This is a genomic window from Candidatus Poriferisodalis sp., assembly GCF_965208925.1.
Lineage (GTDB): Bacteria > Actinomycetota > Acidimicrobiia > Acidimicrobiales > Poriferisodalaceae > Poriferisodalis.
In genome coordinates, this window is sequence record NZ_OZ242364.1 from 3,366,292 (window position 1) to 3,391,289 (window position 24,998).

Below are 24,998 nucleotides of genomic sequence, written 5' to 3' on the forward strand. Positions count from 1 at the left end.
GTGGCTGCCGCGGGGGGAACTGCCGGGCTGCGGTCCGATTCTGTGCGGCGCTCGTGCTGCCGTGGCTGACAGCGCTGGCGCTGGTGGCCGGCTGTACGTCGGCACGTGACGACGGCGCAGTTCAAGGCGGCGGCGAACTCAGCGGCGACCTTCAGGTTCTTGTCGCCGCCTCGCTGCTGCCGGTTGCCGAAGCGCTGGCGGATGGCTTTGAACTGCTCCATCCCGGCATGGAGGTGCAGGTCGCCGGTGCGGGCAGCTCGGCGCTGCGTGAGCAGGTGCTCGCCGGCTCGCCGGCCGATGTGTTCGTTCCCGCAGATCCGATCCATCTGGACGCAGTCCGTGACGAGATCGGGCTGGCAGGTGCGCCGGTTGTCGTGGCTCGTAACTCGGTAGTGCTGGCCGTGCCGGCGAGCAACGAGGCCGGTGTGACTTCGCTGGCCGACCTGGCCCGGCCGGAACTGCTGATCGGGCTCTGCGCGGCCGAGGTCCCCTGCGGCGCGCTAGCCCGGAAAGGACTCGCACAGGCCGGGATCGAACCGGTGCCAGACACCGACGAGCCGAACGTCCGCTCACTGGTCACCAAGCTCGCCGCCGGCGAACTCGACGCCGCGGTGGTCTATGCCAGCGATGCCGCTTCCGTCGAGGACATTGAGGACCTGGGCTGGCCGGCCGGCGCAGCGCCCGAGACGACCTACCAAGCCGTAGTGCTCACCGATGCACTCAACCCAGGGGCCGCGGCGGCTTTCGTGGAGTTCTTGCTGTCAGCGACAGCCCGAGACGCTTTCGAGGACCACGGGTTTCGGGCACCATGACGGGCACGACATCTCTGAGTGCATCCGAATCGGGCGAACAACCGGTCCGCCGGGCGGCGCGGGAGCTGCCGCCGTGGCCGGTCGCGCTGCTCGCCGGTCTCGGCGTCGTGCTGTTCGCCCTCCCGCTCGTCGGGCTCGCCGCGCGCGCCCCGTGGACCGGGCTCTGGACGCACCTGTCGAGCCGCTTCGTGGTGGATGCCGCCGTGCTTTCGGTGGTGTCGTCGGTCGCAGCGGCCGCGGTAGCCGCGATCGTCGGCGTGCCGCTCGCATGGGTGCTGGCAAGGGTGCCCTTCCGGGGTCGCTCGGCGGTGCGAGCGCTCGTGACGCTGCCGATGGTGCTGCCGCCGGTCGTGGGCGGGGCGGCGCTGCTGTTCGCACTCGGCAGGCGCGGTGTCGTCGGCGGGCCGCTGCACGATGCCACCGGTCTGCTGCTGCCGTACTCGATCTGGGGTGTCATCCTGGCGAATGCGTTCGTTGCCACGCCGCTGGTGATCCTGACTGTGGAGGGCGCCCTGCGGAACCTCGACCGGCGCTACGAGAATGCAGCCGCCACGCTGGGCGCGTCGCGGCTGCGGGTGCTGTGGCGAGTCACGCTGCCGATGATCGGGCCGGCGCTCGGCGTGGCGACGGTGGTGGCATGGGCTCGCGCGCTGGGAGAGTTCGGCGCCACGGTCACGTTTGCCGGCAATCTCGGCGGGCGAACTCAGACACTGCCGCTTGCCGTCTTTGTGGCCCTGGAGTCGGACCGGGACGCTGCGGTTGCCATCAGCCTCGTGCTGGTCGCGCTGTCCCTCGGTCTGTTGATCGCTCTGCGGGATCGCTGGTGGCCGAGCCGATGAGTACCGACATCACCGAAAAGCACGCCGGCGGGCTGGAGGCCGACATCCGGCTAGTGCGGGGCGATTTCGAGCTGGACGTGTCGCTGCAGGTAGCCGCAGGCGAGACCGCGGCACTGCTCGGCCCCAACGGTGCGGGCAAATCCACGATCGTTGCGGCAATCGCCGGGCTGCTGCCGCTGGACGGCGGCATGGTCCGGCTCGGCGGCAGGGTCCTGGACGATCCCCACGCCGGCGTCTTCATCGCACCCGAACACCGTCGCATCGGCGTGGTGTTCCAGGACCAGGTCCTGTTCCGGCATCTCAGCGCGCTCGACAACGTCGCCTTCGGCTTGACCGCCCGGGGCATGCGCCGCTCCGAGGCTCACGAGCATGCGCAGACCTGGCTTGATGCGATGGATCTCGGCGATCTCGGTCACCGGCGGCCCCGGGCGCTGTCGGGCGGCCAGCGCCAGCGGGTGGCCCTCGCCCGGGCACTCGCCTGCAGTCCCGATCTGTTGCTCGCCGACGAACCGCTCGGATCATTGGACGTCACCGCTCGCAACCGACTCCGGCGCAACCTGGCCGCCCATCTCTCCAGCGGACGCAACGGCGGCGGCACTACTGCGCCAGTACCGCCGCACGGCACCCCCGACGTGCCTCGCCTGTTGATCACACACGATCCGACCGACGCGTTCGTGCTGGCCGATCGTGTGCACATCCTCGAGGACGGGCGACTCACCCAGTCGGGAACACCCGACGAACTGCGACGGGCGCCGGCAACCGCGTATGCCGCCGATCTGTCGGGCATCAACCTGGTGCGCGGCACCGCACGCGACGGCGAGATCACGGTGACGACCGCCGACGCAACGCCGCAGCCCGCCGCCCGCCGCTCGGCTGTGGTGCTGCACGCCGCCGACACGTCAATGTTCGGGGCGGTCGTGGCCACGATTCACCCACGGGCGATCGCATTGCACCGTGAACGTCCGAGCGGCAGCCCGCGCAATGTGTGGCGCACGACGGTCGACGCTGTCGAGCCGCTGGGCGACATCACCCGTGTGCTCCTCGGCGCTCCCCTGCCGCTCACCGCGGATATTACGCCAGGGGCGGCGCACGAGCTATTGATCCGGCCCGGCACTACTTTGTGGGCGTCGGTCAAAGCCACCGAGGTCGAACTGGCCCCCGACAGCCGCGACTAAGGCCTTGTCGCGGCAACCGGCAACTCCGCCATGCCGCTCACCGCTAGGGGCCGAATGCCGTCACTGCGTCCCAAATGTCGCTGAGCCACTTTGCGAATCGGCGACCTATTCGTCGCCAGAACCGGTTCGATGCCACAACATCACCAATCGTCGCTACCTCTCGCGAAGTGCCACGCCGCGGCGATTCGGGGACTCCGATCCTCTCGGCCTCGGTCGGAGTCGCGTTGCCCCTCGCTAGCCACTGAAACCTGACCAGAAATACCAGATGTCGTGGAGCAGATCCGCCATCCGGCGTCCGAATCGTCGCAAGAAACGGTTTGCCGCCACCGCGTCCCCACACATCGATGGTCGTTGATGTGCAGTAAATCGCTAGCCGCCCAAGCCCGACCAGAAATGCCAGATGTCCCCGAGCACGTCAGCCACTCGGCGCCTAGCTCGGCGCCAGAACCGACTCAGCGCCACGACATCACCGAACATCACCGCCTAGGCCGGCCGCGCCTTGCACACCGTCCTCAACAGTTGCGTCCGCACCCATCGCTCCACTCCATCTGTTCCCGGCACCTTCCGCATGATGTACTTGACTACAACAAAACAGATGACAGCTTGGAGCACCGTCGGCACGAAGTCTGGTGCTGGCGTCGGGTGCTCATGCTGCGGTGGGATTGGGTTCGGTGATGGGTCATTCGCATTGTTGCAGGCCGCGCCGTCCTGTGAGGTATTGGCCTCGTAGGTGCCGCATACGCCGCTCTTGAGTTTTGGCTCGGCCGCAGCTGGAGCTGCGGTGATCACCACAACCGTCGTACCGATCAACAGGGCCGAAACGAGAACAGATAGCAACTTCTTTAGCATCTGCGCAGCGTAGTCCATACATAGCTGTTTGCTCATATGTCAACTTCATATAGGCAAACATCTATGTCTAGGGCCATTTCCCCGACGCCAGTCCTGCCAGCAAATCCAATGTGAAATGGCTCAGCCGGAACGGCTGACGGAGGTCCATCCCTTGCCGACGCCGGGGCGGTCGTCGTATTCGGCGGCGTAGCGATCGAAGAAGCCCGGGTCGGCCGCGGCCGCAGCTGCAGCGATGTCGTCGCGGGTGATAGCCGCCTGCCAAGCGTCCATCAGCCGATCCTCGGCCTCGTAGTCGAAGCGGTCCACGATCGAGCGCTCCATGGCACCGCCGGGCTCCGGGTGGTTCTCTTCACGAGCGAGCCAGCGCGCGGTGTCCGTCAAACCCTGCACCGGATCCACGACGTCGCGGTACCCGAGCTGGTGGATCGCCTTGTCGCAGTTGATGACGCGGTGATGGGGTGTGCTGCGCTGGGTGAGATGGTGCGACACGGCTGCATGTTCCCAGGGGATCGACACAATCTCGAAGTTGTGATCCAGTGCCGCAGCGATGATCTCGACCCACTGCAGCAGCGTGGGCGTCCACTCGTCAGACACGTTGTACGCCTCGCCGGATGACCGTGCGCCGGCGTCGACCGTCGCCAGCACCATCGCCGCCGCATTGCGGGCATCGGCAGACGCCTGCAACGTCACACCGCCGTCGGGCAGCACGATGCGCGTGCGGCCATCGAGCACGCGGCGCACGATCTTCCACTCGCGCGGGCTGATCTGGCCAGGGCCGTAGATCCACGGGTAGCGCAGGTGCGAGGCCGTGGGGTGCTCACCGAACACGACGAGCTCCGTGTTGGCGACCTGGCGCACCTTGTTGTTGACGCGGAACTCGGGCGGCTCGTCGGAAACCAGACGATCGTGCTCGCGCGTCGGCACCCGCATGCCGGCCGGCCAAAGTGCATCGGCGTCACCCCAGCCGCTGTAGACGGGGAAGCCGCCGATGCTCACGAACTTGGACACGCGGCCGGCCAGCACCCGGGCGATCTCGCGCAGCCGGCCGTACATGACCACCGACAGGTCGTACGTGGCCGATCCGATGGCCGCGGCGAACCGGGCAGCGTCGAATGGATCAGTGTGGATGTGCTCCACGAGATCGGTGATCTCATCGACCTCATGGCGTCCGGTGTGCAGGATCGTCACCCGGTAGCCGCGCTCCAGCAAGCCCTTCACCACGTGGGGCCCAGTCGGACCGGTGCCGCCCACGACCAACGCCGTTCGCTCGCTCACGACTTCCGAATCTACGGGGGGTGCCAGTGAAGGGGTACCAGTGAAGCGAGCCCTATTCGCCGGTACGCTCCCGCAACGATGAGCGCGAGCGTCAGCGGAACCGGGTCATGAGCGAATACAAGCGCGGCACCCGGGTCGTAGTCAACGAAGACCTCCCCGGCGTCCCCGAAGGCACGCCCGGCAAGTGCGGCCGGGGCCTCGGCTTCGCCATCAAGCGCTACCGCGTGCGCTTCGACAACGACGTCGAAGTCATCTCGGTGGCCCACAGCAAGCTGGTGCCCGAAGATGAGTGGCCGCAGTTCCTGGCCCGCAGGGCGCGAAACGAGATCGAGGCCGCCCAGGAACGAGCTCGCATAGCCGAAGCCCGTGCTGCGGCTGCTGAGTCGCGTGGCCTGCCAGCAGCGAGCACCGACGAGCCGGCGGCAGCAGCCACGGCGCCGGAGGCGGATACGACTGCGCCCGCGGAGCCGCCCGCTGATGACAGCGATGCTGATCCCCGACTCGCCGCGATTCTCGCCCGTTCCAAGTCTGCACGCGAGGCAACCGGTGTCCCGGCCCCCGAGAGCAGTCCGGCCTCGGCCGCGGAGAGTTCGGCCAACGACGCAGAGAGCTCAGCTGCCGATCCGACACCGGCGCCCGCAGACGAACCCGCTGCGGCGGCACCGCCACCTGCAGCCGCGCCAGCGCGTTCAGCGCCGCCGTCTGGTCCAGAACGCGTCGAAGTGCCGGAGTTCGTACCGGGCCCTGAGGTCAATCCCGACTACGCACCGGCGGCGAACCGGGTGAGCGAGCTCATCTCCGAGGCCCGCAAGGACGGCTGACCGGCTGTCTCACGCCCTCAAGCGGCTGGCGTCGGGAAAGGCTCAGGGTCGGCGAAGCGTCGCACCACATTGGCCGTGATGCGCGCGATGTCGTTGTCGTAGCCATCGCGGGCCAGCGCGCCGAACCACGAGATCGAGCCCACCGAGAACACCGCCCCACCGTTCGGCGTCTCGTAGAACACCATGTCAGCGCGCACCATGGGGTCGGGCGTCGGGAAGTGCACCGAGCCTTCGAACTCTTCCTTCGTGCGCAGCATGTCGGGGCCGAACGTCGTCGCGGAAGCCAGCACCACAGCGTGGCCCGGTGATCCCAGCCGCACGTCGTAGCGGTCCACCTCCTGACCGGCTGCGCCGCCGCCCAGCCCGGACGTGCCGATGCGCTCCGCCGGCACGCCATCGAGGATCCACGCAGCCCGCGAGCTGTCTGCTCCGGGATCGCGGACGAAGTAGGTGGCCTTCTCGAAGCCCTGCGCCGCAAAACCGATGCCGCAGATCTCGTTGGGGGCACGGCCCTGGCGGCGCCACAGCCCCCCGTACTCGCCGCCCCAGGCGTGGTAGCTCTCCCCCGGCCCGGTCTGCCAGTTGCGCACACCGTCCTCTGCCCGGCGCAGCTCGATGGCACCCGGCCAGGCGTCGCTGAACGCCACCCGCCAGTAGAAACCGTTGCCGCCCAGGTACATCAGCCGCCCGCCGTTTCGCTGCCAATCGGCGAGCGCGTCCAGCATGTCTGTGGACCAGTACTCAGGGTGGCTGCCGGTCACCAGCACCCGGTAGGGCGCGATTGCGGCCACGCCGTCGGCGTGCAGGTCCTCGTCGGTCACGATGTCGTGGCCGACTTCGAGGTGCTCGAGGAACGCGTTGATGTCGGTGTCGGGCGTGAAGTTCCAGCCGTCCGCCCCGGGGCGCAGGTTCAGGACCGGCCGGCGGCGCGAGCTGAACATGACGCCGCTGCGGTCAGGGTGTTTCTCGTAGTGGCTGAGGCCGAGCTCGGGATGATCCCGGACATAGGCGTGCTCCGGCCGCAGCTTGGTGCGCGTGGACATGAAGTCGGCACCGTCGACCAGCATCCGGTGGTTGGCGTAGGCCATGTACGTGGCCGTCGGCATCAGCAGGGCCACGTCGGCAGTGCGTGCGCCCGCGGCGGGGCGCACGAAGAACGGCACTCGGTCGTCGCCGGCGTCGCCCCGCAGCCGGAAGGCGTAGATCCCGCTCGGAAGATCCGCCGGCAGCGACGCCTCGACGGTGGTCTCCCAGCCGGCGTCGTACTGGTCGTCGTGGTGGAAGTGGACGGCGTCGTAGTGCGCTGGATTGTCGGACCACCGGTGAGCAGAGCCGTCCCATGCGGGCCCGGTGATGCCACGGGTCGGCAGCTGGTGCAGCACGAGCGGCCCGGCGGCCCCTTCGCTGGCCGGCACCGTGCGACCGGTCATGTCGGTGCTGAGATCCCAGCGAGCGGTGGTTTCGCCGCACTGCAGCACCGGTCTCGCGATGCGGCCGTCGAATCGTTCGCCGCCGCGGCCGGCAGCCAGCCACAGCTCATCGGGAGCGAACCCCGCAGCGGGAGCCGTCGAACCCAAGGTTGTCGCTGCTCGCACGCCGTGGTCGGCGTGTGTGGCCCAACCCGACGACAGGTCGCTTGCAGATCTGTCGCTGAGCCGGTCTCCTTCGACGGCGTCTCGACCAGGCGAGTCCGAGCGTGGCGTCACCAGCACGGCGCTCAGCGTCGCCGCCTCAAGGTCGAGTTCGGCTGCGATCAGGTACCACCGGTTGCGGGTGAGCGGCACCTCGTCGATGACGACGCGAGCCTGTGGCCCGGCTGCCGAGCTCACCGCCACCGCTCGACCGCCGTCGAGCTCGAGCCGCAGGATGTCGATGCTTGCCGATGCCTGCGGTGCCTCTGCGGGCCGTGCCGTGAGCGTCGCGATGCGCGCCGTCCGATCAGGCAGTGTCGGCATCACCCATGCCTGCAGGGCCACCCGTCCTCCGCCCGGAAGGCCGTCGAGGGATGCGACGCCGTACGAGCCAGGGGTGAGCGGCTGTTCGTCGAGCTCGACCGACCAGGTTCCGGCCGCGGACACCGGCCGCTCGTCGAAACCGGGGCCATAACGGGTGGGGTCTCCGCAGACGATCTGTGTGATGTCGACTTGAGCCGGGCCTGGCTGATGCGACGATGCCATCAACCGGATCGGCTCGCCGGCGCGCAGCGACCACGGCTCGCAATAGCCGGTGACTCGTTTGGCCTCGGGCGCGTCAGTGTCCGTCACCGCTGTGACCTCCGGTGGGCAGGCAATCCTGCGGTGATCAGCGCTGCGACCGGAACGACTCGTAGTCGGTGACTGCGAACCCGTCAGCTCTCCAGCCGGCGAAACCGGTCTCGATATGGCTGACCTTGTTCACTCCCATGTCCTGCAGCGTGTCAGCAGACAGGGCGGACCGGCCACCGGCCGCGCAGCTCAAGATCAGCTCGCGGCCTTCTTGGAACTCTGCCTTGGTGTACGGCGAATCGGGCGAAACCCAGAACTCGAGCATGCCGCGCGGTGCGTGCGTAGAGCCCACGATGGCGCCGTCTCGCTGGAGTTCACGGACATCGCGGATGTCCACGATCAACGCGTTCTCCTCGGTGACACGCCGGTGCGCCTCGGCCGGTGAGATGTTGTCGATGCGGGTCTTGGCCTCCGCAACCATCTCGTTCACTGACTTGACGCCCATCGGTTCCTCCTAGCAGCGCTTGTTCCGGCGGCCAGCCTGCCACCGTGCCCGCAGTCTCACCGACGCGAGCATTCGAGTCCACTCGACCCGCAGGTCGCCGCGCCCGCGGGCTTCTCGCTGGCACACTTTCTGCGGTGACGACACCGCTCGGGCCGGCGCCAGGCCGCTTCTGTTTGGGCATCGACACCGGCGGCACGTTTACCGACGCCGTCGTGTACGCATTCGGCGCCGATGGAGCCGCCGCCCGCGTGGTGGCGGCTGCCAAGACCCCGACGAGGCACGACGACCTCTACGGCTGCGTGGTCGAGGCCATGACGCGCGTGCTCGCGGGAGGCATCGAATCAGACGATCCAGCAGACCCAACAGCCCCAGCAGACGACGTCCCGAGTGCAGCCGACATCGGGCTGGTGGCGGTCTCGACGACGCTGGCGACGAACGCGCTCGTGGAGGGCGCGGGACGTCCCGCAGGCTTGGTCGCCATCGGCTTCGAGCCCGAAGCGCTGGCTCGCGTCGGCCTGGGAGTGGGCAACGCACGGCGAGGCAGCACGCGGGCGGGCTCCCCGTCCGGTGACCGGGTCAGCGGCCCCGATCCCGAGCGCGCGAGCGGGAATCTCGCGTCGGCGCCGGTGGTGCTGGTCGGCGGCGGCCACACCGCCCAAGGCGACATGCGTGCCCCCCTGGACTTGGACGAACTGCATCGGGCCACGGAACGCATTGACGGAGCTGTCGATGCGTACGCGGTGGCGGCCCAGTTCAGCGTCCGCAACAACTCCCACGAGTTGGCGGCGCGTGACGCCATTCGCCGGCTTACCGGCAAACCGGTGACCTGCAGTCATGAGCTGTCGCCGCGGCTCGGCGGCCCGCGTCGCGCGGTGACGACGCTGCTCAACGCCCAGCTCATCTCGGTCACGGCGCAGTTCACCGACGCGATCCGCGCAGCCATGGCATCGCTCGGACTCACCGCGCCGCTCATGGTCGTACGCGGCGACGGCTCGCTGGTGGGGGCTGACTTCGTGACGCTGCGCCCTATCGAGACGGTGCTCTCTGGACCTGCGGCGAGCGTGATCGGGGCCCGCCACCTTGCGACGTCGGCCCCAGAGAGTGGGCCCGACATCGACGCGGCCTGCCTCATCGCGGACATCGGCGGCACGACGACGGACATCGCCGCGATCCGCGACGGCGTCGCCGTGGCGGGGTCGTCCGACGAAGACGACACGGCCGTCGTGGCCGGTCACGCCACGATGGTGACGGCGCTTCCCACGACGACCGTCGGGCTGGGCGGAGACAGCGAGATCTGGATACCCGCCGATGGCGCCAGCGGCGAGCTGGCCATCGGGCCGCGCCGGGTCATTCCGCTGTGCGTCGCCGCCCGGCGGCATCCCGATGTCGTACTGGGAATGCTGCGCCAGCAGCTCGCCGCAGACACCTCGTTGGCCGAATTCGGACAGGTTCTGCTCGACGCGAGGCCCGAGGGCACCGACGGCGGCGCAGGCGACAGTGGCGGCGCTGGCAGCATCGATGGCGAGGTCATGCGGCTGGTGCAGGCGGCAGGCGGGGCACTCCAGTTGGCCGACCTGAAGCGATCAGCCCGCTGGCGTGGTGCGCTGGGACGGCTCGAACGCAGCGGCGCTCTGCGGCGCGCTGCGCTGACGCCGACCGATGCATGCGTCGTGCTCGGCTTGGTCGACGCAGACGAGGTAGGCGACGCAGAGGCAGCGCGGTTGGGCAGTGAGCTGTTCAGCCGCCAGCGCGACCGGTACGGCGTCGACATCGGCACGGGAGCCGTCGAGTTGTCCCGCCGGGTGCTGCAGGTAGTGCTGCGCGATGCCGCGGAGGCACTGCTGGGCGTGGCGCTCGGTGCTGACGGCATTGTCCCCACCGAGACCCGGCGGCCCCTCGCCCAGGCAGCTCTCGACCGCCGCCAGCGCACCCTGGGTCGTCCAGCCGCGCCTGGGTCCGACGCCACAGCGTCCGAGAGTGCAGCGTTTGATGGCGCAGCGTCCGACGAGGTGCCGCTCGGCGATGCAGCGCCCGGCGATGCAGCACGCAGCGGCCCGAGTCCGCTCTGGGGCCTGATTGACGTCGGCGAGTCCGCGGGTGTGCCCGTGGCCGGCGAAGTCGTGTCGGAGCAGTCCGATCCGATGCCGCTCGCGCGCATCGACGCCGGCGCGGCCGTCCCGATCGTGGTCATCGGCGCGCCTGCCGTGACCTATGCACCCCTGATCGCGGACCTACTGGGCACGGACTCGGTGGTCCCCCCTCACGCCGAGGTTGCCAACGCCGTCGGCGCAGCGGTGGCGCGCATACGGATCACCAAGCACGTCACGGTCACGGCTCCCCGTCGCGGCAGCTACCGGGCGCACTGGGGCGAGGATCCGCCGATCTGGCACAGCCTCTCCGAGGCCCGGGAGTGGGCAACAGTGCAGGCAGTCGAGGCTGCGAGAACCGAGGCGACCGAGGCGGGTGCGCTCGATCCCGAAATCACCGTCGACTTCCAGACTCGCACCGCCCCCAGCAACGGCCGCGAGCTCTTCGTCGAGGCGACACTGCGGGTCACCGCCGCCGGCCGCCCCTCACTGGCCTGACGTTGCGGCCGCTCCTTGCTGGGGCGGCGAGGCAGCGTGGACGAGCTTGCCTTCGGTCCGGCAGGTGGTCTCCACATTCTCCAGCCAGTCCAGATCGGGCGCGGGCCGCGCCATGGTCGGGTCGTCTGCACAGGCAGCTTCCAGCGCCGCTGCGATACCCAGCAGCCGGCGGTCGCTGTAGCTCGGGCCGACGAGCTGCAGACCGAACGGGGTGCCCTGGCCGTCGAGACCGCACGGCAACGCCGTCACCGGATGGCCCACCACCGTGAGCGCCGCCGACAGGCCGAGCCATGCCATGTAGTTGCGCACTGACTGCCCGTCGATCTCGGCGGGGTAGAGCTGGTGCCAGTCGAATGGCGGCACGCTCACTCCGGGGCAGATCACGACGTCGAACGTGTCGAACAGCGCGTCGGTCGCCCGGTACAGCTCCACCTGGCGGCGCCGGGCCTTGGCAATGTCCAGCACCGTGGTGTTCAGCGCCTCGTCGTAGGTGGCGCGGATGTTGGGGTTGAAGCCGCCGTCAGGTCCCGCCGTGTCGGGATCGAACCTGTGGATGCTGCGGTGATAGTTGGTGGCGAAGATGTCCGATCGGAGCTGCCAGTCCACCTCCAGCGCGTCGCTGAGGTCGATGTCAGCCTCCTCCACCGAACCGACGATGCCTGCCAGTCGTTCGACACGGTCAGCGAAGGCTGTCTTGACAGCTCCAGAGACGAGCAATCCGCCGAGGTCAGCACTGACGCCGACCCGCAACGACGTCACGTCGACGTCCGGCAGGTCAGCCAACGCGGCTGCGTCGAGCGGGAACGCCATGGGATCGCGACGGGCGGCGCGATCGCGACCGGCGACGACCGACAGCAGCAGCGCCGCGTCGGCGACCGTGCGGGCCATCGGTCCCTGCACGCTGTAGTTGGTCCGCCCGATCGTGCGCTCATGGTGAGCGACGGTGCCGGGCGTGGACCGGTGGGCGACGACCCCGCAGTACGAGGCAGGTATGCGCAGGCTGCCGCCGTGATCGGACCCGGTAGCAAGCGGTGCCATCCCGCATGCCAGCGCCACAGCGGAACCGCCGGAGCTGCCCCCGCAGGTCAGCGACGGATCGAACGGGTTGCCGGTGGCGCCGAAGAGGCGATTCACCGTGTTGGCGCCGATGCTGAGCTCCGGCGTGTTCGTCTTGCCGATGATGACGGCGCCGGCTGCCCGCACTCGCGCCACGATCCCGTCGTCGTCGGCCGGCACGTTGTCGGCGAAGGGCGCAGCTCCGTAGGTGGTGGTCAGCCCGGCAGTGGCCTGGATGTCCTTGATCGCCACCGGCAGTCCTGCCAACGACGCCAGCGGTTCGCCCTGCGCACGGGCACGGTCGATCTGCCGGGCTGTCGCACGCGCCGCATCGTCATCGCGGATGACGAGGGCGTTCACCGCGGGGTCGACGGCATCTACCCGCGCCAGACACGACTCCAGCAGCTCTGTGGCAGACAGCTCGCCAGCTTCCAGCAGCGCTATCGCACGAGTCGCGTCAAGGTCGCACGGTTGAGCCATCTTCCGGAGCGTGCCACATCGCCACACTTCAGGCCGCGTGTTCAGGCTGTGCCTGCCGCTCAGGCTCCCAGTTTCCACTCGATGCGGGCTCGCGGGCCGCTCAGACCCGGGGCTCAGCCTCCGACGCATCGCTAGTCTCTGCGGCGATGAGCAGCCCCGATGGAGTGAGCATGAACGGCGGTGAGCCGAGCGTCCATGACGTCGTCGTGGTCGGCGCCGGTTTCGCCGGCATGTACATGCTGCACAAGCTGCGCGGGCTCGGCTTCGACGTGGCGGTGGTGGAGCGAGCCAGCGGCGTCGGCGGCACGTGGTACTGGAATCGCTACCCGGGTGCCCGCTGCGATGTCGAATCGATGCAGTACTCGTACTCCTTCGATCCCGAACTCGAGCAGGAATGGGAGTGGACCGAGCGCTACTCCGGCCAGCCCGAGATCCTCCGCTACGCCAACCATGTCGCCGACCGCTACGACCTGCGCCGCGACATCCGCTTCGAGACGACGGTCACCGGGGTCGACTGGCACGACGCCGACAACCAGTGGCGCCTGCAGACGGACCGCGGCGAGTTCCGGTCGCGCTTCGTCGTCATGGCAACCGGCTGCCTGTCGACGGCCAATGTCCCGCACTTCGACGGCGTCGAGTGCTTCGAGGGGCCCACGTACCACACGGGTCGATGGCCGCACGAAGGCGTCGACTTCTCCGGGCTGTCGGTGGGCGTGATCGGCACGGGGTCGTCGGCGATCCAGGCGATTCCCGTCATCGCTGCCGAGTGCCGTGAGCTGACGGTCTTCCAGCGCACGCCGAACTACTCGGTGCCCGCCCGCAACGAGCCATTGGATGCAGCCGATCAGGCTGACTGGAAGGCCAACTACCGCGAGCGGCGGGCCAGGATGCTCACCCAGCAAGCGGCGATGGTGCAGCGACTGCCCGATGGCGAAGAACCCGCGAAGGAAGCGACTGCCGACGAGTTCGGCGAGCGCATGCAGGAGCGGTGGGAGGTGGGCGGCTTCACCTTCTACCGGGCCTACGGGGACATCGGCCTCGACGCCGAATCGAACGGCCGGGTGGCGGAGTTCGTCCGCGGCAAGATCGCCGAGATCGTCGACGATCCCGAGACCGCAGCCAAGCTCACCCCGCACAACACCATTGCGTGCAAGCGCCCGTGCCTCGACACGAACTACTACGAGACCTTCAACCTGCCGCACGTTCGCCTGGTGGATGTGTCCGAGACGCCGATCGAGCGAATCTCGCCAGCCGGCGTTGTGGTCGGCGGCGAGGAGTACCCGGTGGACGCAATCGTGTTCGCCACGGGCTTCGACGCCATGACCGGAACCCTGCTGCGGATGAACATCACCGGGCGTGACGGCGCTCGACTGGCCGATCATTGGGACGCCGGGCCGCGCACCTATCTCGGACTGGGTGTGACCGGCTTCCCGAACATGTTCACCGTGTCGGGTCCCGGCAGCCCGTCGGTGCTGACCAACATGATCCCGTCCATCGAGCAGCACGTCGACTGGATCGCCCGGTGCCTGGTGGACCTGCGCGAACGGGGCGCCGCCACGATCGAGCCCGAGCCCGATGCCGAGGCCTACTGGGTCGATTACGTCAACGCCGTGGCCGATCTGACGCTGTTTCCCACCTGCAACTCGTGGTACCTGGGGGCGAACATCCCGGGCAAAACCCGGGTCTTCATGCCGCTGCCGGGCTTCCCGCCCTACGTTGAGATCTGCGAGGACGTGGCGTCGGACAACTACCGCGGGTTTGTCCTCGCCTGATCGACCCAGAGCCTGATCGACCCAGAGCCCGGACCGTCCCGAAGGTTGCAGATGAGATTCACGCCGACCGAGTTGACCGGCCCCGAACTTGACCTCCAGGCGGAGGTGCGCGAATTCCTGGCCGCCGAGCTGCCGCCCGGCACTCACGAGCCGTGCCTGGGCATGGCGGCGGATCACGACCGGGAGTTCTCCGCCAAGATGGCCGCCCGGGGCTGGGTGGGCATGGCGCTGCCGTCCCGCTGGGGCGGGTCGGACCGCACGGCCGTGCAGCGCTTCATCGTGGTCGAGGAAATGCTGCGCTGGGGCGCCCCTGTGGGTCATCACTGGGTGGCTGATCGTCAGACCGGCAACGTGATTCTGAAGTTCGGCTCAGACGAGCAGCGCGAGCGCTTCCTGCCGCCCATCTGCCGAGGCGAGCTGGGCTTCTCGATCGGCATGAGCGAGCCCGACAGCGGGTCTGACTTGGCCTCGGTGACGACTCGTGCGGAGCGTGCCGACGATGGGTGGGTCGTGAATGGCACCAAGATCTGGACGTCGAACGCGCACATGAACGACTGGTTCATCTGCCTGCTGCGCACGGCGCCCATGGAAGACGGCAACAAACACGCCGGGCTGTCGCAGTTCCTGATCGACCTGCGCTCGCCGGGCCTCGAGATCAGCCCGATCCCGTTCCTCGACGGCAGCCATCACTTCAACGAGGTGACGTTCCACGACGTGTTCGTGCCGGACGCCAACGTGGTGGGCCAGCCGGGCATGGGCTGGCACCAGAACACCACCGAGATGGCGTACGAGCGGGGCGGGCCCGACCGTTGGCTGTCACCGTTCTCGACGGTGGAGCAGCTGCTGCGCGAGGCTGCCAGCACGCCGATGGAAGCCGCTGTGTCGGACCTGTTCGGCGAGCTGGCGGCTCGCTGGTGGGGCATCCGGAACCTGTCGCTGTCGGTGGCGCGGCTGATCGACGAGGGCGAGGCCCCGTCGGTGGAGTCGGCGCTGGTGAAGGAGATGGGCACCCGCTACGAGCAGGAAGTCGTCGAGAAGCTGGTGCAGCTCATCGACGAGGAGTATTCACCCGAGTCCGAGTCGCTGTTCGAGCGGTTGCTGGCGCAGTGCGTGGTGACCTTCCCGGGCAACACGATCCGTGGCGGCACCATCGAGATCCTGCGCTCGGTGGCCTCGAAGGGTTTGCAGGGGTTGCCGGCATGACGGCAGCACTATCGAACCCGCCTGCCGGCATGACCGTGACGACGGCGTCCGAGCCAGTCGTGGTCGACGAGCTGATCACCGAGACGGCTGACCGGTTGTTCGGCGAGCTGTGCACCCATGAGGCAGTGCAGGCCGCCGAAGAAGCGGGCGGCGCGCCCGACATCTGGGATGCGTTCTGCGAGACCGGATTCGACCTCATCGCTGTACCCGAGGAGGCCGGCGGCTCGGGCGGCACCCTCGCGGAGGCCATCGAGGTGCTGCGCCTGGTCGGCTACCACTCAGCACCGATCCCGGCGGCCGAGAACGGCATCCTCGGCGGCTGGCTGCTGGCCGAAGCCGGCCTCGAACGCCCCGACGGTCTGGTCACGGTCGTCCCGCCTCGGGCGGATGAAGGCAGCTGGTCCGGCGGCGGAGCGTGCTCGGTCGAGATCGCTGGTGACGGCACCGCGACGCTGACCGGCGAGGCACACCGGGTGCCGTGGGCGCGACATGCCGAGGCGATCGTGTGCGTCTGCGAATGCGACGGCCAGACGACCGTCGTTGCTGTGCCGGCGTCGGAATGTGAGATCACGCCACTGCCCAACATGGCAGGCGAGCCCCGCGACACGGTCCGCTTCGATGGCGCAACAGGACACGCAGCGCCTGCCCCCGACGGCGTCGATGCCGAGGCCTTGGCGCAGCGCGGTGCGCTGTCCCGGGTGGCGCTGATGGCAGGCGCCATCGAGAAGATGTGCCAGCTCACGGTCAGCTACACCAACGAGCGAGTGCAGTTCGGCCGCCCGGTGGCCCGCTTCCAGGCCGTCCAGCAGCACCTGGTCTGGGCCGCGCAGGATGCGGCGCTGGTACGCATGGCCGCTGAGGTGGCAGCACGGGAAGCCACCCGGGAAGATGCTCCCTTCGAGATCGCCGCAGCCAAGCTCATCGCCAACCAGGCGGCCGCCCGAGCCACCAAGGCCTGCCACCAGGCCCACGGCGCCATGGGCATGACCCAGGAGTACCCGCTGCACCACTTCAGCCGCCGGCTGTGGAGCTGGCGCAAGGAGTACGGTTCCGATGCCCATTGGGCCGGCGTGCTGGGAACCATGGCGACCCGCGTCGGCCCCGACGGCCTCTACCCCCTCATCACGTCGGGCACCGCCGCCCTCGGCTGAGCTGAGCGCATCGGGGTGGGCGCATCTACGCTCGCCGCATGAACGAGAGCAACCTCGACGACTACGGCCAGTACGGCGACGTATCGGTGAAGCTGGGCGACGACCACGTGGCGGTCGTGGAGATTCACCGGCCGCCCAACAACTTCTTCGACCTCGAGCTGATCGACGGCCTGGTGACCGCATTCGGCGATCTCGACGAGGAGGACGGCTGCCGCGCCAGCGTGCTGTGCTCGGAGGGCAAGAACTTCTGCGCCGGGGCGCAGTTCGGCAACGATGGTCGCCGAGGCGGCGAGATCACCGCCACCAACGCCGACGGCAGCCCCCGACATCTCTACGACGCAGCCTTCGACCTGTTCTCCAAGCGCAAGCCGGTGGTCGGCGCCATCCAGGGTGCGGCCGTCGGCGGCGGTTTAGGCGTGGCCTGCTTCCCGGATTTCCGCATCGCTGCCCCCGAGGCCCGCTTCACCGCCAATTTCGCCCGATTGGGCTTCCACCACGGTTTCGGGTTGACGGTCACGCTCCCCCTGCTCGTCGGCAACCAGCAAGCCCTGGACCTGCTCTACACCGGCCGGCGCGTCAAGGGCGACGAGGCTGTCGAGATCGGCCTGGCCGACAAGCTGGTGCCGCTCGACGAGCTGCGCCAGGCGGCCTATGACGTCGCTTGCGAGATAGCGGGCTCGGCTCCGCTGGCCGTCGAGTCCATCCGGTACACGATGCGCGGCCACCTCGCCGATGCCATCAAGGTCGCCACCGATAACGAGAAAGCCGAGCAAGACCGGCTGCGCACCACCAACGACTGGCGCGAGGGTGTCAACGCCATGAACGAGCGCCGCACGCCCAACTTCACCCGCAGCTGATGCTGGGTCGCACCTGTATGTCGGCGCCTGCCCGCAGCTGATGGCCGGTTTCGCCCGAACGCCCACGGCCGCTTGTTGCCTCGCGATCTCCGGGTCTGGCACGGCCGGGCCGCTTCCACGTGCACGGGTCCACCTGCGACCGATGGCCGCTCCTTCGTCGGGAGGAGGACAGTGCTGAGGCCTGACGACGTGCGGGCGGCGCTGGACGGCTTGCTCGAGCGCCGCACCGACCAGACACGGCTGACTTCAATGGGGGCCGGAAGCGACGATCTGGACGATGGCCGGGCATACCTGGCGGCCACGGTCGAGGGTGGCTGGCATGTGCCGACGTGGCCCGCCGACCATGGCGGTCGCGACGCGTCGGCGGCCGAGAATCAACTCATCGGCTCGGTGCTGCGCGAGTACGTAGTGCCCGACCTGTACCCGTTCGCCATCGGGCTCGGCATGGTCGGTCCCGCCTTGCTGGCACACGGCACAGCGCAACAGCAGCAGCGCTGGCTGCGACCGATCGCGTCGGGAGCTGAAGTTTGGTGCCAGATGTTCTCCGAGCCTGAGGCAGGCTCAGACCTCGCCAATGTGGCGCTGAGCGCCGAACGGGACGGTGATGAGTGGCGTCTCGGCGGCCAGAAGACCTGGACCAGCCGCGCCATGTGGGCCGAGTGGGGCATCTGCCTCGCACGCACCGATCCGGCTCAGCCCAAGCACAAAGGGCTCACGATGTTCGTGGTCGCCATGGACGCACCCGGCGTCGACGTGCGGCCGTTGCGGCAGATGAACAACGACGCCCACTTCAGCGAAGTGTTCATCGATGGCGCCGAGGTGCCCGATGAGTGGCGCGTGGGCGATGTCGGCGAGGGCTGGCGCGTGGCGATGACGATCCTCTCGCACGAGCGAGCAGGCGCCGGCAGCCGCGGCGGGGGCGACGGTGCCATGCGTGGAGCCCGGGTTCCCACGTGGATTGCCGATCTGGCTGCCCTCGGCGCGCTCGATGACAAAATACGAAGGGATGAGGCCATGTCGATCTATGCCGCCGACATGGCGTCGCGCTGGACTGCGCAACGGGCCGCAGACGAAGCCCGTTCGGGCGGCAGTCCTGGACCGGCCGGCAGCGGTGCGAAGCTGAGGACAGTGTCGTCGTACAAACGACGCGCCTACCTGGCGAATCGCTCTGCTGGAGCTGCGGGCATGCTCGAAAACGGCCACGGCTACATCGAGACGGTGACAGCACCGTCGATGTCGATCCGCGGCGGCACCGACGAGATCCAGCGCAACATCCTCGGCGAACGCGTGCTCGGCCTTCCCGGCGAGCCGCGCCTCGACCGCGATGTGCCTTGGCGCGAATCCCGAAAGGGATTGCTGTGACCAGCGGCATCAAACCGCCGACGACGTACGGCGAGGTGATGTTCCTTGAGCAGCACGGCCCCGATACCTACGTCGGAGTCAGCCCCGAGTACATGTGGGGCCGGATCTACGGCGGGCAAGTCATTGCTCAGGGCCTGTGGGCCGCGTTCCAAACCGTCGACGAGCGGTTCGTGCCCCACTCGGTACACGCCTACTTCATCCGGGGCGGGACTCTCGACGAGCCGGTCCGTTACGAGGTGGACCGCCTGCGCAACGGCCGCTCGTTCTGCACCCGGGCAGTCGTGGCCCGCCAGAGCGGCGGCGCAATCCTGAACCTCTCTTGCTCGTTCCACGTGGCCGAGCAGGACGCCGAGATGCAAACAGCACGCATCCCCCTCGCGCCGAATCCCGAGGATTGCCCGGCGGCTGACGAGGAGCGTTGGCCGTGGATCATGGAGCGCCGCCCGCTGCCGAGCCACCCGGGGGCAGGCCAGTCGATGGGCTGGGTGCGCATCGTCGACCCGATTGACGACGACCCGCGTCTGCACATCTGCGGGCTGGCGTTCACGTCAGACGCGATCCAATTCAACGCTGCCCGCTCGCTGCACCCATTGCAGGTTCCGCACGAGCGCTACCAGGAGACCTTCATGGGCGCATCGCTGGATCACGCGATGTGGTTCCACCGCCCGATGCGAGCCGACGAGTGGCACCTGTACCAGTTCGACTGCCACGGTCTCACGAGCGCCCGGGGCATCACGGTGGGCAACTTGTTCGCTCCTGACGGCAGCCACGTGGCAACGATCGCGCAAGAAGTGCTGCTGCGGGAGCGCCGACCCCAGCACTAGCGACTGCCGGCTCGGGGCTCAGCCCGCAGCCGCGCAGCAGCAGGCAGCGGCTGCACCAAGTCGCTTGGCTCTCGCCGCAGCTATGCGCAGCAAGTCTCGTCGGAGTGGCTCGCTCGCTCGGTGCCTTCGCCGCGTCGTGACAGCACCACGTTGTTCATCACCTCGACGTCGCCCTGCTTCACGTACCACTCCCAGTCGATGCCGTGCGGATCGGTGGCCCAGGTCTCCACCTTCTCGGCGTAGCAGCACATGGTCTCGTCGATGGTGGAGGTGGTCAGGCCAGCGGAAACCATGCGGGCATGCGCCTGCTCCACCTCGCTGGCGGATTCGGTTTCGACCCCGAGATGGTTGATGGTGCCCCCGTTGCCGGGATTCTCGAACAGCACCAGCTTCAGCGGCGGCTCGTCGATCGCGAAATTGGCATAGCCCTCACGCCGCTTGGCCGGTTCGGCACCGAAGAGCCGCGAGTAGTAGTCGACTGCCTCGTCGATGTCGTCCACATTGAGTGCCAGCTGCAACCTCATGAGGGCCACACTACGGCGACCATCCAGCACCGCAAAGGACGATCCCGGACACATCGTGCCGCTGCAATCGGCGGACACGAAGCCCTAGGGTGCGCCGCTGTGAGTGCCACCGGACAACCAAGCCCCTTGCAACTCAGTCCGGCACAGCTGGCCGCGGCCGAGGCGCTGTCGAACTACTACGCGACAGGCGGCGATGCGCCCACCGCAGCATTTGCAGATCTGGGCTTTGAGGACGGACTGGCCATCCAGTGCGAGATGCAGCGCCGGGCGGTCTCGAACGGCGCTGTGCATGCCGGCTGGAAGGTCGGGCTCACGTCGGATCGGGCCCGTACGACGGTGGGCATCGACGACCGGCCGTTCGGGCACGTCAACCGGGTACTCGCATCACCCGCTGGCATCCCGTCGGCGGAGATCAGCAAGGTGAGCATCGAGCCCGAGATGTGCTTCGTGATCGGTGAGCGCATCGCCGGCGATGATGTCGATCCGGCCTCAGTGCCCGCCCGCATCTCGCAGGTATGCGCCGGCTACGAGGTGAACGAGGCGCGGGTCGCCGTCGGGGGCAATCTCGCCATGCTCGTGGCCGACAACCTGACCAACTGGGCCATCGTGCGGGGCTCGGGCGTCGAGGCCCCGCCTGCTGCAGAACTCGACCGCTGCGTGGTGACGGTTTCCTGCGACGGCGAGGAGCGCTTCAGCTGCACCGCCGCGGACGAGGTCGACAACCCCTACCTGTCGATTGCCCGGCTAGCGGCCACATTGCACCGGCACGGTATGGCACTCGAGCCGGGTCAATGCGTCATCACGGGCGCGTACGCACGCTTTCGTGTCGAGCCCGGCCAACGCTGGATGACCAGCTACAGCCAGATCGGCGACGTGGAAGCCGTCATCTCATGAGCGCCACTCCTACGAACTCTGGGCTCCCCGGCCCGACCGTTCTCGAGGTGCCTGACGGGCCGCTCAACGTGCTGGTCACCAAGACACTCACGCTGCCCGATGTCAGTCCCGACGATGAGGCCGCCATCCGCGAGGCCGCAGGGCCGGGCGCGGTCGTGAACATCGTGGACCGGCTGCGGGACGGGGTTCCGCTGGCCGCCGACGCACAGGTCATCCTCGGCATCGTGCCCGAGTGGCTGTTCGATGCCGCCCCGAAGCTGCGCTGGATCCACGCGACTGCATCAGGTGTCGACATGTTCATGTACCCCAAGTTCCTCGACAGCGACGTCGTGCTGACCGGCGAGAAGGGCCTCGTCGGCAGCCATCTGGCCGACCACGCGTTCGGTCTGCTGCTGGCGCTGGTCAGGCGCATCGCGACGGCGGTCAAACTCGGCCCGGATGGGTGGGACAACGACCTCCGGGAACAGATGCGCTACAGCGAGCTGGAACTTGAAGGTCTCACCATGGGCATCTTGGGATTCGGCGGCACGGGCCGGCACATCGCCCGCCGTGCCGCCGCGTTCGGCATGCATGTGCAGGCCATGGACCTGTACCCGGTGCCGCCCGGCGAGGGCGTCGAAGCCGTCGGCGGGCCTGAGTCGCTGGGTGACATCGTGGCCACCAGCGACGTGCTGGCCGTGGGACTTCCCCTTACCGCCGAGACCAAGGGCATGTTCGACGACGAGATGTTCGCGTCGATGCCCGACGGCGCCATCCTGCTGAACGTGACCCGTGGCGAGATCATTGACGGTCCGTCGCTGGAGCGTGCCCTGGCTGAGGGCAGGATCGGCGGGGCCGCTCTCGATGTCGCACCGGTGGAACCATTGCCGCCGGACAGCCCCCTGTGGGCGTTCGACAACTGCGTCATGACCCCGCATACCGCCGGGGCGAGCCAGCACCGCGCACGGCGCAACCTGGAGCGCTTCTGCCGCAATCTCGTCGCCCTGCGAGAGGGCCGCCCGCTCGAAGGCGTCGTGGACAAGCAGACCGGATTCTGACCCTCCCGAAACCCACTCAAAATCCGACACGGACCTGTCACAGAAAATCCGACTGGACAGGTCGGGTTTTACCGGTACAGTGCTGCGCGCTCGGCAATCCCGCCGGGTCAGGCATAGCCCGCCTTATGGGGCGTACGAAATGGAGCTCAACATGAGCGAAACACCCACAGACCCACTCACCGAGCTGGGATTCGAGACACGAATGATCCACGCGGGCCAAGCGCCTGACAGCGCCACCAACGCCCGCGCGGTGCCCATTTACCAGACCACGTCGTTCACCTTCGACAGTTCCGAACATGCTCAGAACCTGTTCGGGCTGGCGGAGATCGGCAACATCTACACCCGGATCATGAATCCGACCCAGCACGTGCTCGAGGAGCGCATCAGCGCGCTCGAGGGCGGCGTGCGCACGGCGGTCGGGCTTCCGGGGGCGCTGGCAGTGGCTTCGGGCCAAGCGGCCGAGACCTTGTCGGTCCTCAATCTGGCGGAGGCAGGCGACCACATCGTCGCGAGCCCATCGCTGTACGGGGGCACCTACAACCTGTTCCACTACACGCTGCCGAAGATGGGCATCGAGGTCACCTTCGTGGAGGACCCCGACGACATCGACTCCTGGCGTGGCGCGGTGCGCGACAACACGAAGGCCTTCTACGGCGAGACCATCGGCAATCCCAAGAACGACATCTTGGACTTCGAGGGAGTCGCGGACGCAGCGCACAGCGCGAATGTCCCGCTGATCGTGGACAACACGGTGCCCTCGCCCTACCTGTGCCAGCCCCTGGCACACGGGGCCGACATCGTGGTCCATTCGGCGACGAAGTTCATCGGCGGTCACGGCACGTCGATCGGCGGCCTCATCGTGGACGGCGGCACGTTCGACTTCGGCGCTTCGGGTCGGCACCCGATGTTCACCGAGCCCGATCCCAGCTACCACGGGCTGGCCTACTGGCCCGCTCTCGGCGCAGGGTCCTTCATCCTGAAGGCTCGGGTGCAGCTGCTGCGGGACATCGGCGCTGCTGTCTCGCCGATGAATGCCTTCCTGTTCCTGCAGGGAATCGAGACGCTGTCGCTGCGCATGGAGCGGCACGTGGCCAACGCCGTGGCGGTGGCCGACTATCTCGAGGGTCATCCGCAGGTCGAGTGGGTGCTCTATGCGGGGCTGGAGTCGAGCCCGTACAACGAGCGTGCACGCAAGTACCTGCCCAATGGCGCGGGATCGGTGCTGGCCTTCGGCATCGACGGCGGCATCAAGGCCGGTCAGAAGTTCGTGGAGAGCCTGCGGCTGCACAGCCACGTCGCCAACATCGGCGATGTGCGCAGCCTGGCGATCCACCCGGCGAGCACGACGCACAGCCAGCTGACTCCTCAGGAGCAGTCGGACACCGGCGTCGAGCCGAACCTGGTCCGGCTCTCGGTCGGCATCGAGACGATCGACGACATCATCGCCGATCTCGACATCGGCTTCGAGGCGGCAGCCAGCATCTAGGGCTCAACGCCCACTGCGGCCGGCGAGCACTGCCGGCCGCCATCGCTAGCGGACGGCGCCAGCGTCGCGCAGGGCGGCGATCTCGGCGGGCTCCAGACCGAATTGGGTCAGGATTTCGTCGGTGTGCTCGCCCTGCGCGGGGCTGGGCCGCCGGATGTCACCGGGCACCCCGTCGATCTGGGTGGCATTGCGCACGATGCGGATGTCGCCCATCACCGGGTGATGCACGGGCGCGGCCATGCCCAGATGCTGAACCTGCGGATCGGCAAAGGCTTCGGCCACGCTGTTGACGCGCCCGCATGGGATGCCTGCGGCATTGAGACGCTCCACCCATTCGTCGCTGCTTGCGGTGGCGAGCCGTTCGCTGATGAGCTTGTTCAGCTCATTCCGGTTGGCCGAACGCAGCTTGGTCGATGAGAAACGCTCGTCATCGGGCAGATCGGACCTGCCGATCTCGGCACAGAACGCCCGCCACAGCCGCCCACCGGGCGCTGCGATGTTGATGTGCCCGTCGGCCGCCTCGTAGGTGCCCATCGGGATCATCGTGGGATGGTCGTTGCCGGCCTGAGGTGGGTCCTCCCCCGCCACCGTCCAGCGAGCCGCTTGAAAGTCGAGCATGCCGATCATGGACTCAAGGAGCGACGTGTGCACCCAGCGACCCTCGCCGGTGCGTGATCGCTCGATGAGCGCCACGAGCACGCCGATTGCGAGCTGAAGGCCAGCAGTCACGTCGCTGATCGCCACGCCCGCACGGACCGGGCCGTGGCCGGGCAGCCCCGTGACCGCCATCATCCCGCCGAGACCTTGGGCGATCTGATCCACGCCGCCCCGTGTGGCATACGGACCGTCTTGGCCGAATCCCGAGATGGAGCCCATCACGAGGGTCGGGTTCACGGCGTGCAGGGTGTCCCAGTCGAAGCCCAGCCGGTACTTGACCGTCGGTCGCAGGTTCTCGATCAGCACGTCGGCCGAGCGGACAAGCCGATGAAGCAGCTCCTGGCCCGATGGGTGCTTCAGGTCGATGACCACAGAGCGCTTGTTGCGATGGATGTTCAGGTGGTCGGGCGATATCTCGCGGCCTTCCTCGAACCCGTCGATAGGTGCATCCACCCGTATGACGTCAGCACCCCAGTCTGCGAGCTGGCGGACAGCGGTGGGCCCCGCACGCGCAATCGTCAGATCGAGTACGACGATGCCCGCGAGCGGAAGCGCTTGAGCAGCTGGATCCGCTCCAGGCGTCGGCACTGTGCTGACCGGCTCAGCACTCACTGGCCCAGCACTCGTTGG

Annotated in this window: 21 protein-coding genes; 14 read left to right on the forward strand and 7 right to left on the reverse strand. The window is 68.2% G+C overall.

Annotated features, from left to right (window positions below; translation table 11 throughout):
- The first annotated feature begins 53 nt into the window (after positions 1–53).
- Genes modA through ACOGI5_RS14900 form a run of 3 tightly spaced genes read left to right on the forward strand, consistent with a single transcriptional unit; the run spans position 54 to position 2,826 of the window.
- The gene (modA, locus tag ACOGI5_RS14890) at positions 54–812 is read left to right on the forward strand and encodes a molybdate ABC transporter substrate-binding protein (RefSeq protein ID WP_419865188.1); all 759 of its coding nucleotides are present in this window, start codon (positions 54–56) and stop codon (positions 810–812) included.
- On the forward strand, positions 809–1,651 hold the full coding sequence (gene modB / locus ACOGI5_RS14895; RefSeq protein WP_419865189.1) for a molybdate ABC transporter permease subunit: 843 nt from the start codon (positions 809–811) through the stop codon (positions 1,649–1,651). Before modA ends, modB begins: the two co-directional genes overlap by 4 nt.
- Positions 1,636–2,826, forward strand: a complete 1,191-nt coding sequence (locus tag ACOGI5_RS14900) for a sulfate/molybdate ABC transporter ATP-binding protein (protein ID WP_419865190.1) — start codon at positions 1,636–1,638, stop codon at positions 2,824–2,826. The genes modB and ACOGI5_RS14900 overlap by 16 nt, the downstream gene beginning before the upstream one ends.
- 483 nt (positions 2,827–3,309) lie before the next feature.
- Here the strand turns inward: ACOGI5_RS14900 and ACOGI5_RS14905 are convergent, their stop codons facing one another.
- Together ACOGI5_RS14905 and ACOGI5_RS14910 are read right to left on the reverse strand one after the other, a co-directional pair.
- Positions 3,310–3,693: a hypothetical protein gene (locus ACOGI5_RS14905; RefSeq protein WP_419865191.1), complete on the reverse strand. Its 384-nt coding sequence runs from the start codon at positions 3,691–3,693 to the stop codon at positions 3,310–3,312.
- A gap of 102 nt (positions 3,694–3,795) precedes the next feature.
- Positions 3,796–4,950: an epimerase gene (locus ACOGI5_RS14910; RefSeq protein WP_419865192.1), complete on the reverse strand. Its 1,155-nt coding sequence runs from the start codon at positions 4,948–4,950 to the stop codon at positions 3,796–3,798.
- Between the two features lie 107 nt (positions 4,951–5,057).
- Here ACOGI5_RS14910 and ACOGI5_RS14915 point away from each other — a divergent pair, with 107 nt between their 5' ends.
- Positions 5,058–5,771, forward strand: a complete 714-nt coding sequence (locus ACOGI5_RS14915) for a hypothetical protein (RefSeq protein WP_419865193.1) — start codon at positions 5,058–5,060, stop codon at positions 5,769–5,771.
- 17 nt (positions 5,772–5,788) lie between these two features.
- Here ACOGI5_RS14915 and ACOGI5_RS14920 read toward each other — a convergent pair whose 3' ends face one another.
- Together ACOGI5_RS14920 and ACOGI5_RS14925 are read right to left on the reverse strand one after the other, a co-directional pair.
- Positions 5,789–8,035 (reverse strand): N,N-dimethylformamidase beta subunit family domain-containing protein, encoded by a 2,247-nt coding sequence (locus ACOGI5_RS14920; protein WP_419865194.1) that lies wholly within the window; start codon positions 8,033–8,035, stop codon positions 5,789–5,791.
- A 37-nt stretch (positions 8,036–8,072) separates the two neighbouring features.
- Positions 8,073–8,480: a rhodanese-like domain-containing protein gene (locus ACOGI5_RS14925; RefSeq protein ID WP_419865195.1), complete on the reverse strand. Its 408-nt coding sequence runs from the start codon at positions 8,478–8,480 to the stop codon at positions 8,073–8,075.
- A 134-nt stretch (positions 8,481–8,614) separates the two neighbouring features.
- On the opposite strand from ACOGI5_RS14925, the gene ACOGI5_RS14930 reads away from it, so the two are divergent.
- The gene (locus ACOGI5_RS14930; RefSeq protein ID WP_419865196.1) at positions 8,615–11,065 is read left to right on the forward strand and encodes a hydantoinase/oxoprolinase N-terminal domain-containing protein; all 2,451 of its coding nucleotides are present in this window, start codon (positions 8,615–8,617) and stop codon (positions 11,063–11,065) included.
- On the opposite strand, the gene ACOGI5_RS14935 is transcribed toward ACOGI5_RS14930, so the two are convergent.
- Positions 11,054–12,601, reverse strand: a complete 1,548-nt coding sequence (locus ACOGI5_RS14935) for an amidase (protein ID WP_419865197.1) — start codon at positions 12,599–12,601, stop codon at positions 11,054–11,056. The two genes, ACOGI5_RS14930 and ACOGI5_RS14935, sit on opposite strands and share 12 nt — an antisense overlap.
- A 146-nt stretch (positions 12,602–12,747) precedes the next feature.
- Between ACOGI5_RS14935 and ACOGI5_RS14940 the strand changes: the two genes are divergently transcribed.
- The 6 genes from ACOGI5_RS14940 to ACOGI5_RS14965 all read left to right on the forward strand — a co-directional run bounded on the left by ACOGI5_RS14940 (position 12,748) and on the right by ACOGI5_RS14965 (position 19,770).
- Positions 12,748–14,373, forward strand: coding sequence for a flavin-containing monooxygenase (locus tag ACOGI5_RS14940; RefSeq protein ID WP_419865198.1), 1,626 nt, complete (start codon positions 12,748–12,750; stop codon positions 14,371–14,373).
- 51 nt (positions 14,374–14,424) lie between these two features.
- Positions 14,425–15,576: an acyl-CoA dehydrogenase family protein gene (locus tag ACOGI5_RS14945; RefSeq protein WP_419865199.1), complete on the forward strand. Its 1,152-nt coding sequence runs from the start codon at positions 14,425–14,427 to the stop codon at positions 15,574–15,576.
- On the forward strand, positions 15,573–16,727 hold the full coding sequence (locus ACOGI5_RS14950) for an acyl-CoA dehydrogenase family protein (RefSeq protein WP_419865200.1): 1,155 nt from the start codon (positions 15,573–15,575) through the stop codon (positions 16,725–16,727). The genes ACOGI5_RS14945 and ACOGI5_RS14950 overlap by 4 nt, the downstream gene beginning before the upstream one ends.
- Positions 16,728–16,765: 38 nt before the next feature.
- Positions 16,766–17,584 carry an enoyl-CoA hydratase/isomerase family protein gene (locus ACOGI5_RS14955; protein ID WP_419865201.1) on the forward strand — a complete coding sequence of 273 codons (819 nt, stop codon included), beginning with the start codon at positions 16,766–16,768 and terminating at the stop codon, positions 17,582–17,584.
- Between the two features lie 171 nt (positions 17,585–17,755).
- Positions 17,756–18,946, forward strand: a complete 1,191-nt coding sequence (locus ACOGI5_RS14960; RefSeq protein WP_419865202.1) for an acyl-CoA dehydrogenase family protein — start codon at positions 17,756–17,758, stop codon at positions 18,944–18,946.
- A complete protein-coding gene (locus ACOGI5_RS14965) occupies positions 18,943–19,770 on the forward strand; it encodes an acyl-CoA thioesterase (RefSeq protein WP_419865203.1) in 828 nt (275 codons plus the stop codon). Before ACOGI5_RS14960 ends, ACOGI5_RS14965 begins: the two co-directional genes overlap by 4 nt.
- A gap of 80 nt (positions 19,771–19,850) precedes the next feature.
- On the opposite strand, the gene ACOGI5_RS14970 is transcribed toward ACOGI5_RS14965, so the two are convergent.
- A complete protein-coding gene (locus ACOGI5_RS14970; RefSeq protein WP_419865204.1) occupies positions 19,851–20,294 on the reverse strand; it encodes an ArsI/CadI family heavy metal resistance metalloenzyme in 444 nt (147 codons plus the stop codon).
- A gap of 99 nt (positions 20,295–20,393) precedes the next feature.
- On the opposite strand from ACOGI5_RS14970, the gene ACOGI5_RS14975 reads away from it, so the two are divergent.
- The 3 genes from ACOGI5_RS14975 (at position 20,394) to ACOGI5_RS14985 (ending at position 23,711) form a co-directional block, all read left to right on the forward strand.
- Complete coding sequence (locus ACOGI5_RS14975) at positions 20,394–21,188, forward strand: 2-keto-4-pentenoate hydratase (protein ID WP_419865205.1); 795 nt, start codon at positions 20,394–20,396, stop codon at positions 21,186–21,188.
- Between the two features lie 47 nt (positions 21,189–21,235).
- Positions 21,236–22,225 carry a D-2-hydroxyacid dehydrogenase gene (locus ACOGI5_RS14980; protein ID WP_419865206.1) on the forward strand — a complete coding sequence of 330 codons (990 nt, stop codon included), beginning with the start codon at positions 21,236–21,238 and terminating at the stop codon, positions 22,223–22,225.
- Between the two features lie 151 nt (positions 22,226–22,376).
- Complete coding sequence (locus ACOGI5_RS14985) at positions 22,377–23,711, forward strand: bifunctional o-acetylhomoserine/o-acetylserine sulfhydrylase (protein WP_419865207.1); 1,335 nt, start codon at positions 22,377–22,379, stop codon at positions 23,709–23,711.
- Positions 23,712–23,756: 45 nt separating this feature from the next.
- Here ACOGI5_RS14985 and ACOGI5_RS14990 read toward each other — a convergent pair whose 3' ends face one another.
- The gene (locus ACOGI5_RS14990) at positions 23,757–24,980 is read right to left on the reverse strand and encodes a CaiB/BaiF CoA transferase family protein (protein ID WP_419865208.1); all 1,224 of its coding nucleotides are present in this window, start codon (positions 24,978–24,980) and stop codon (positions 23,757–23,759) included.
- Positions 24,981–24,998: the final 18 nt, after the last annotated feature.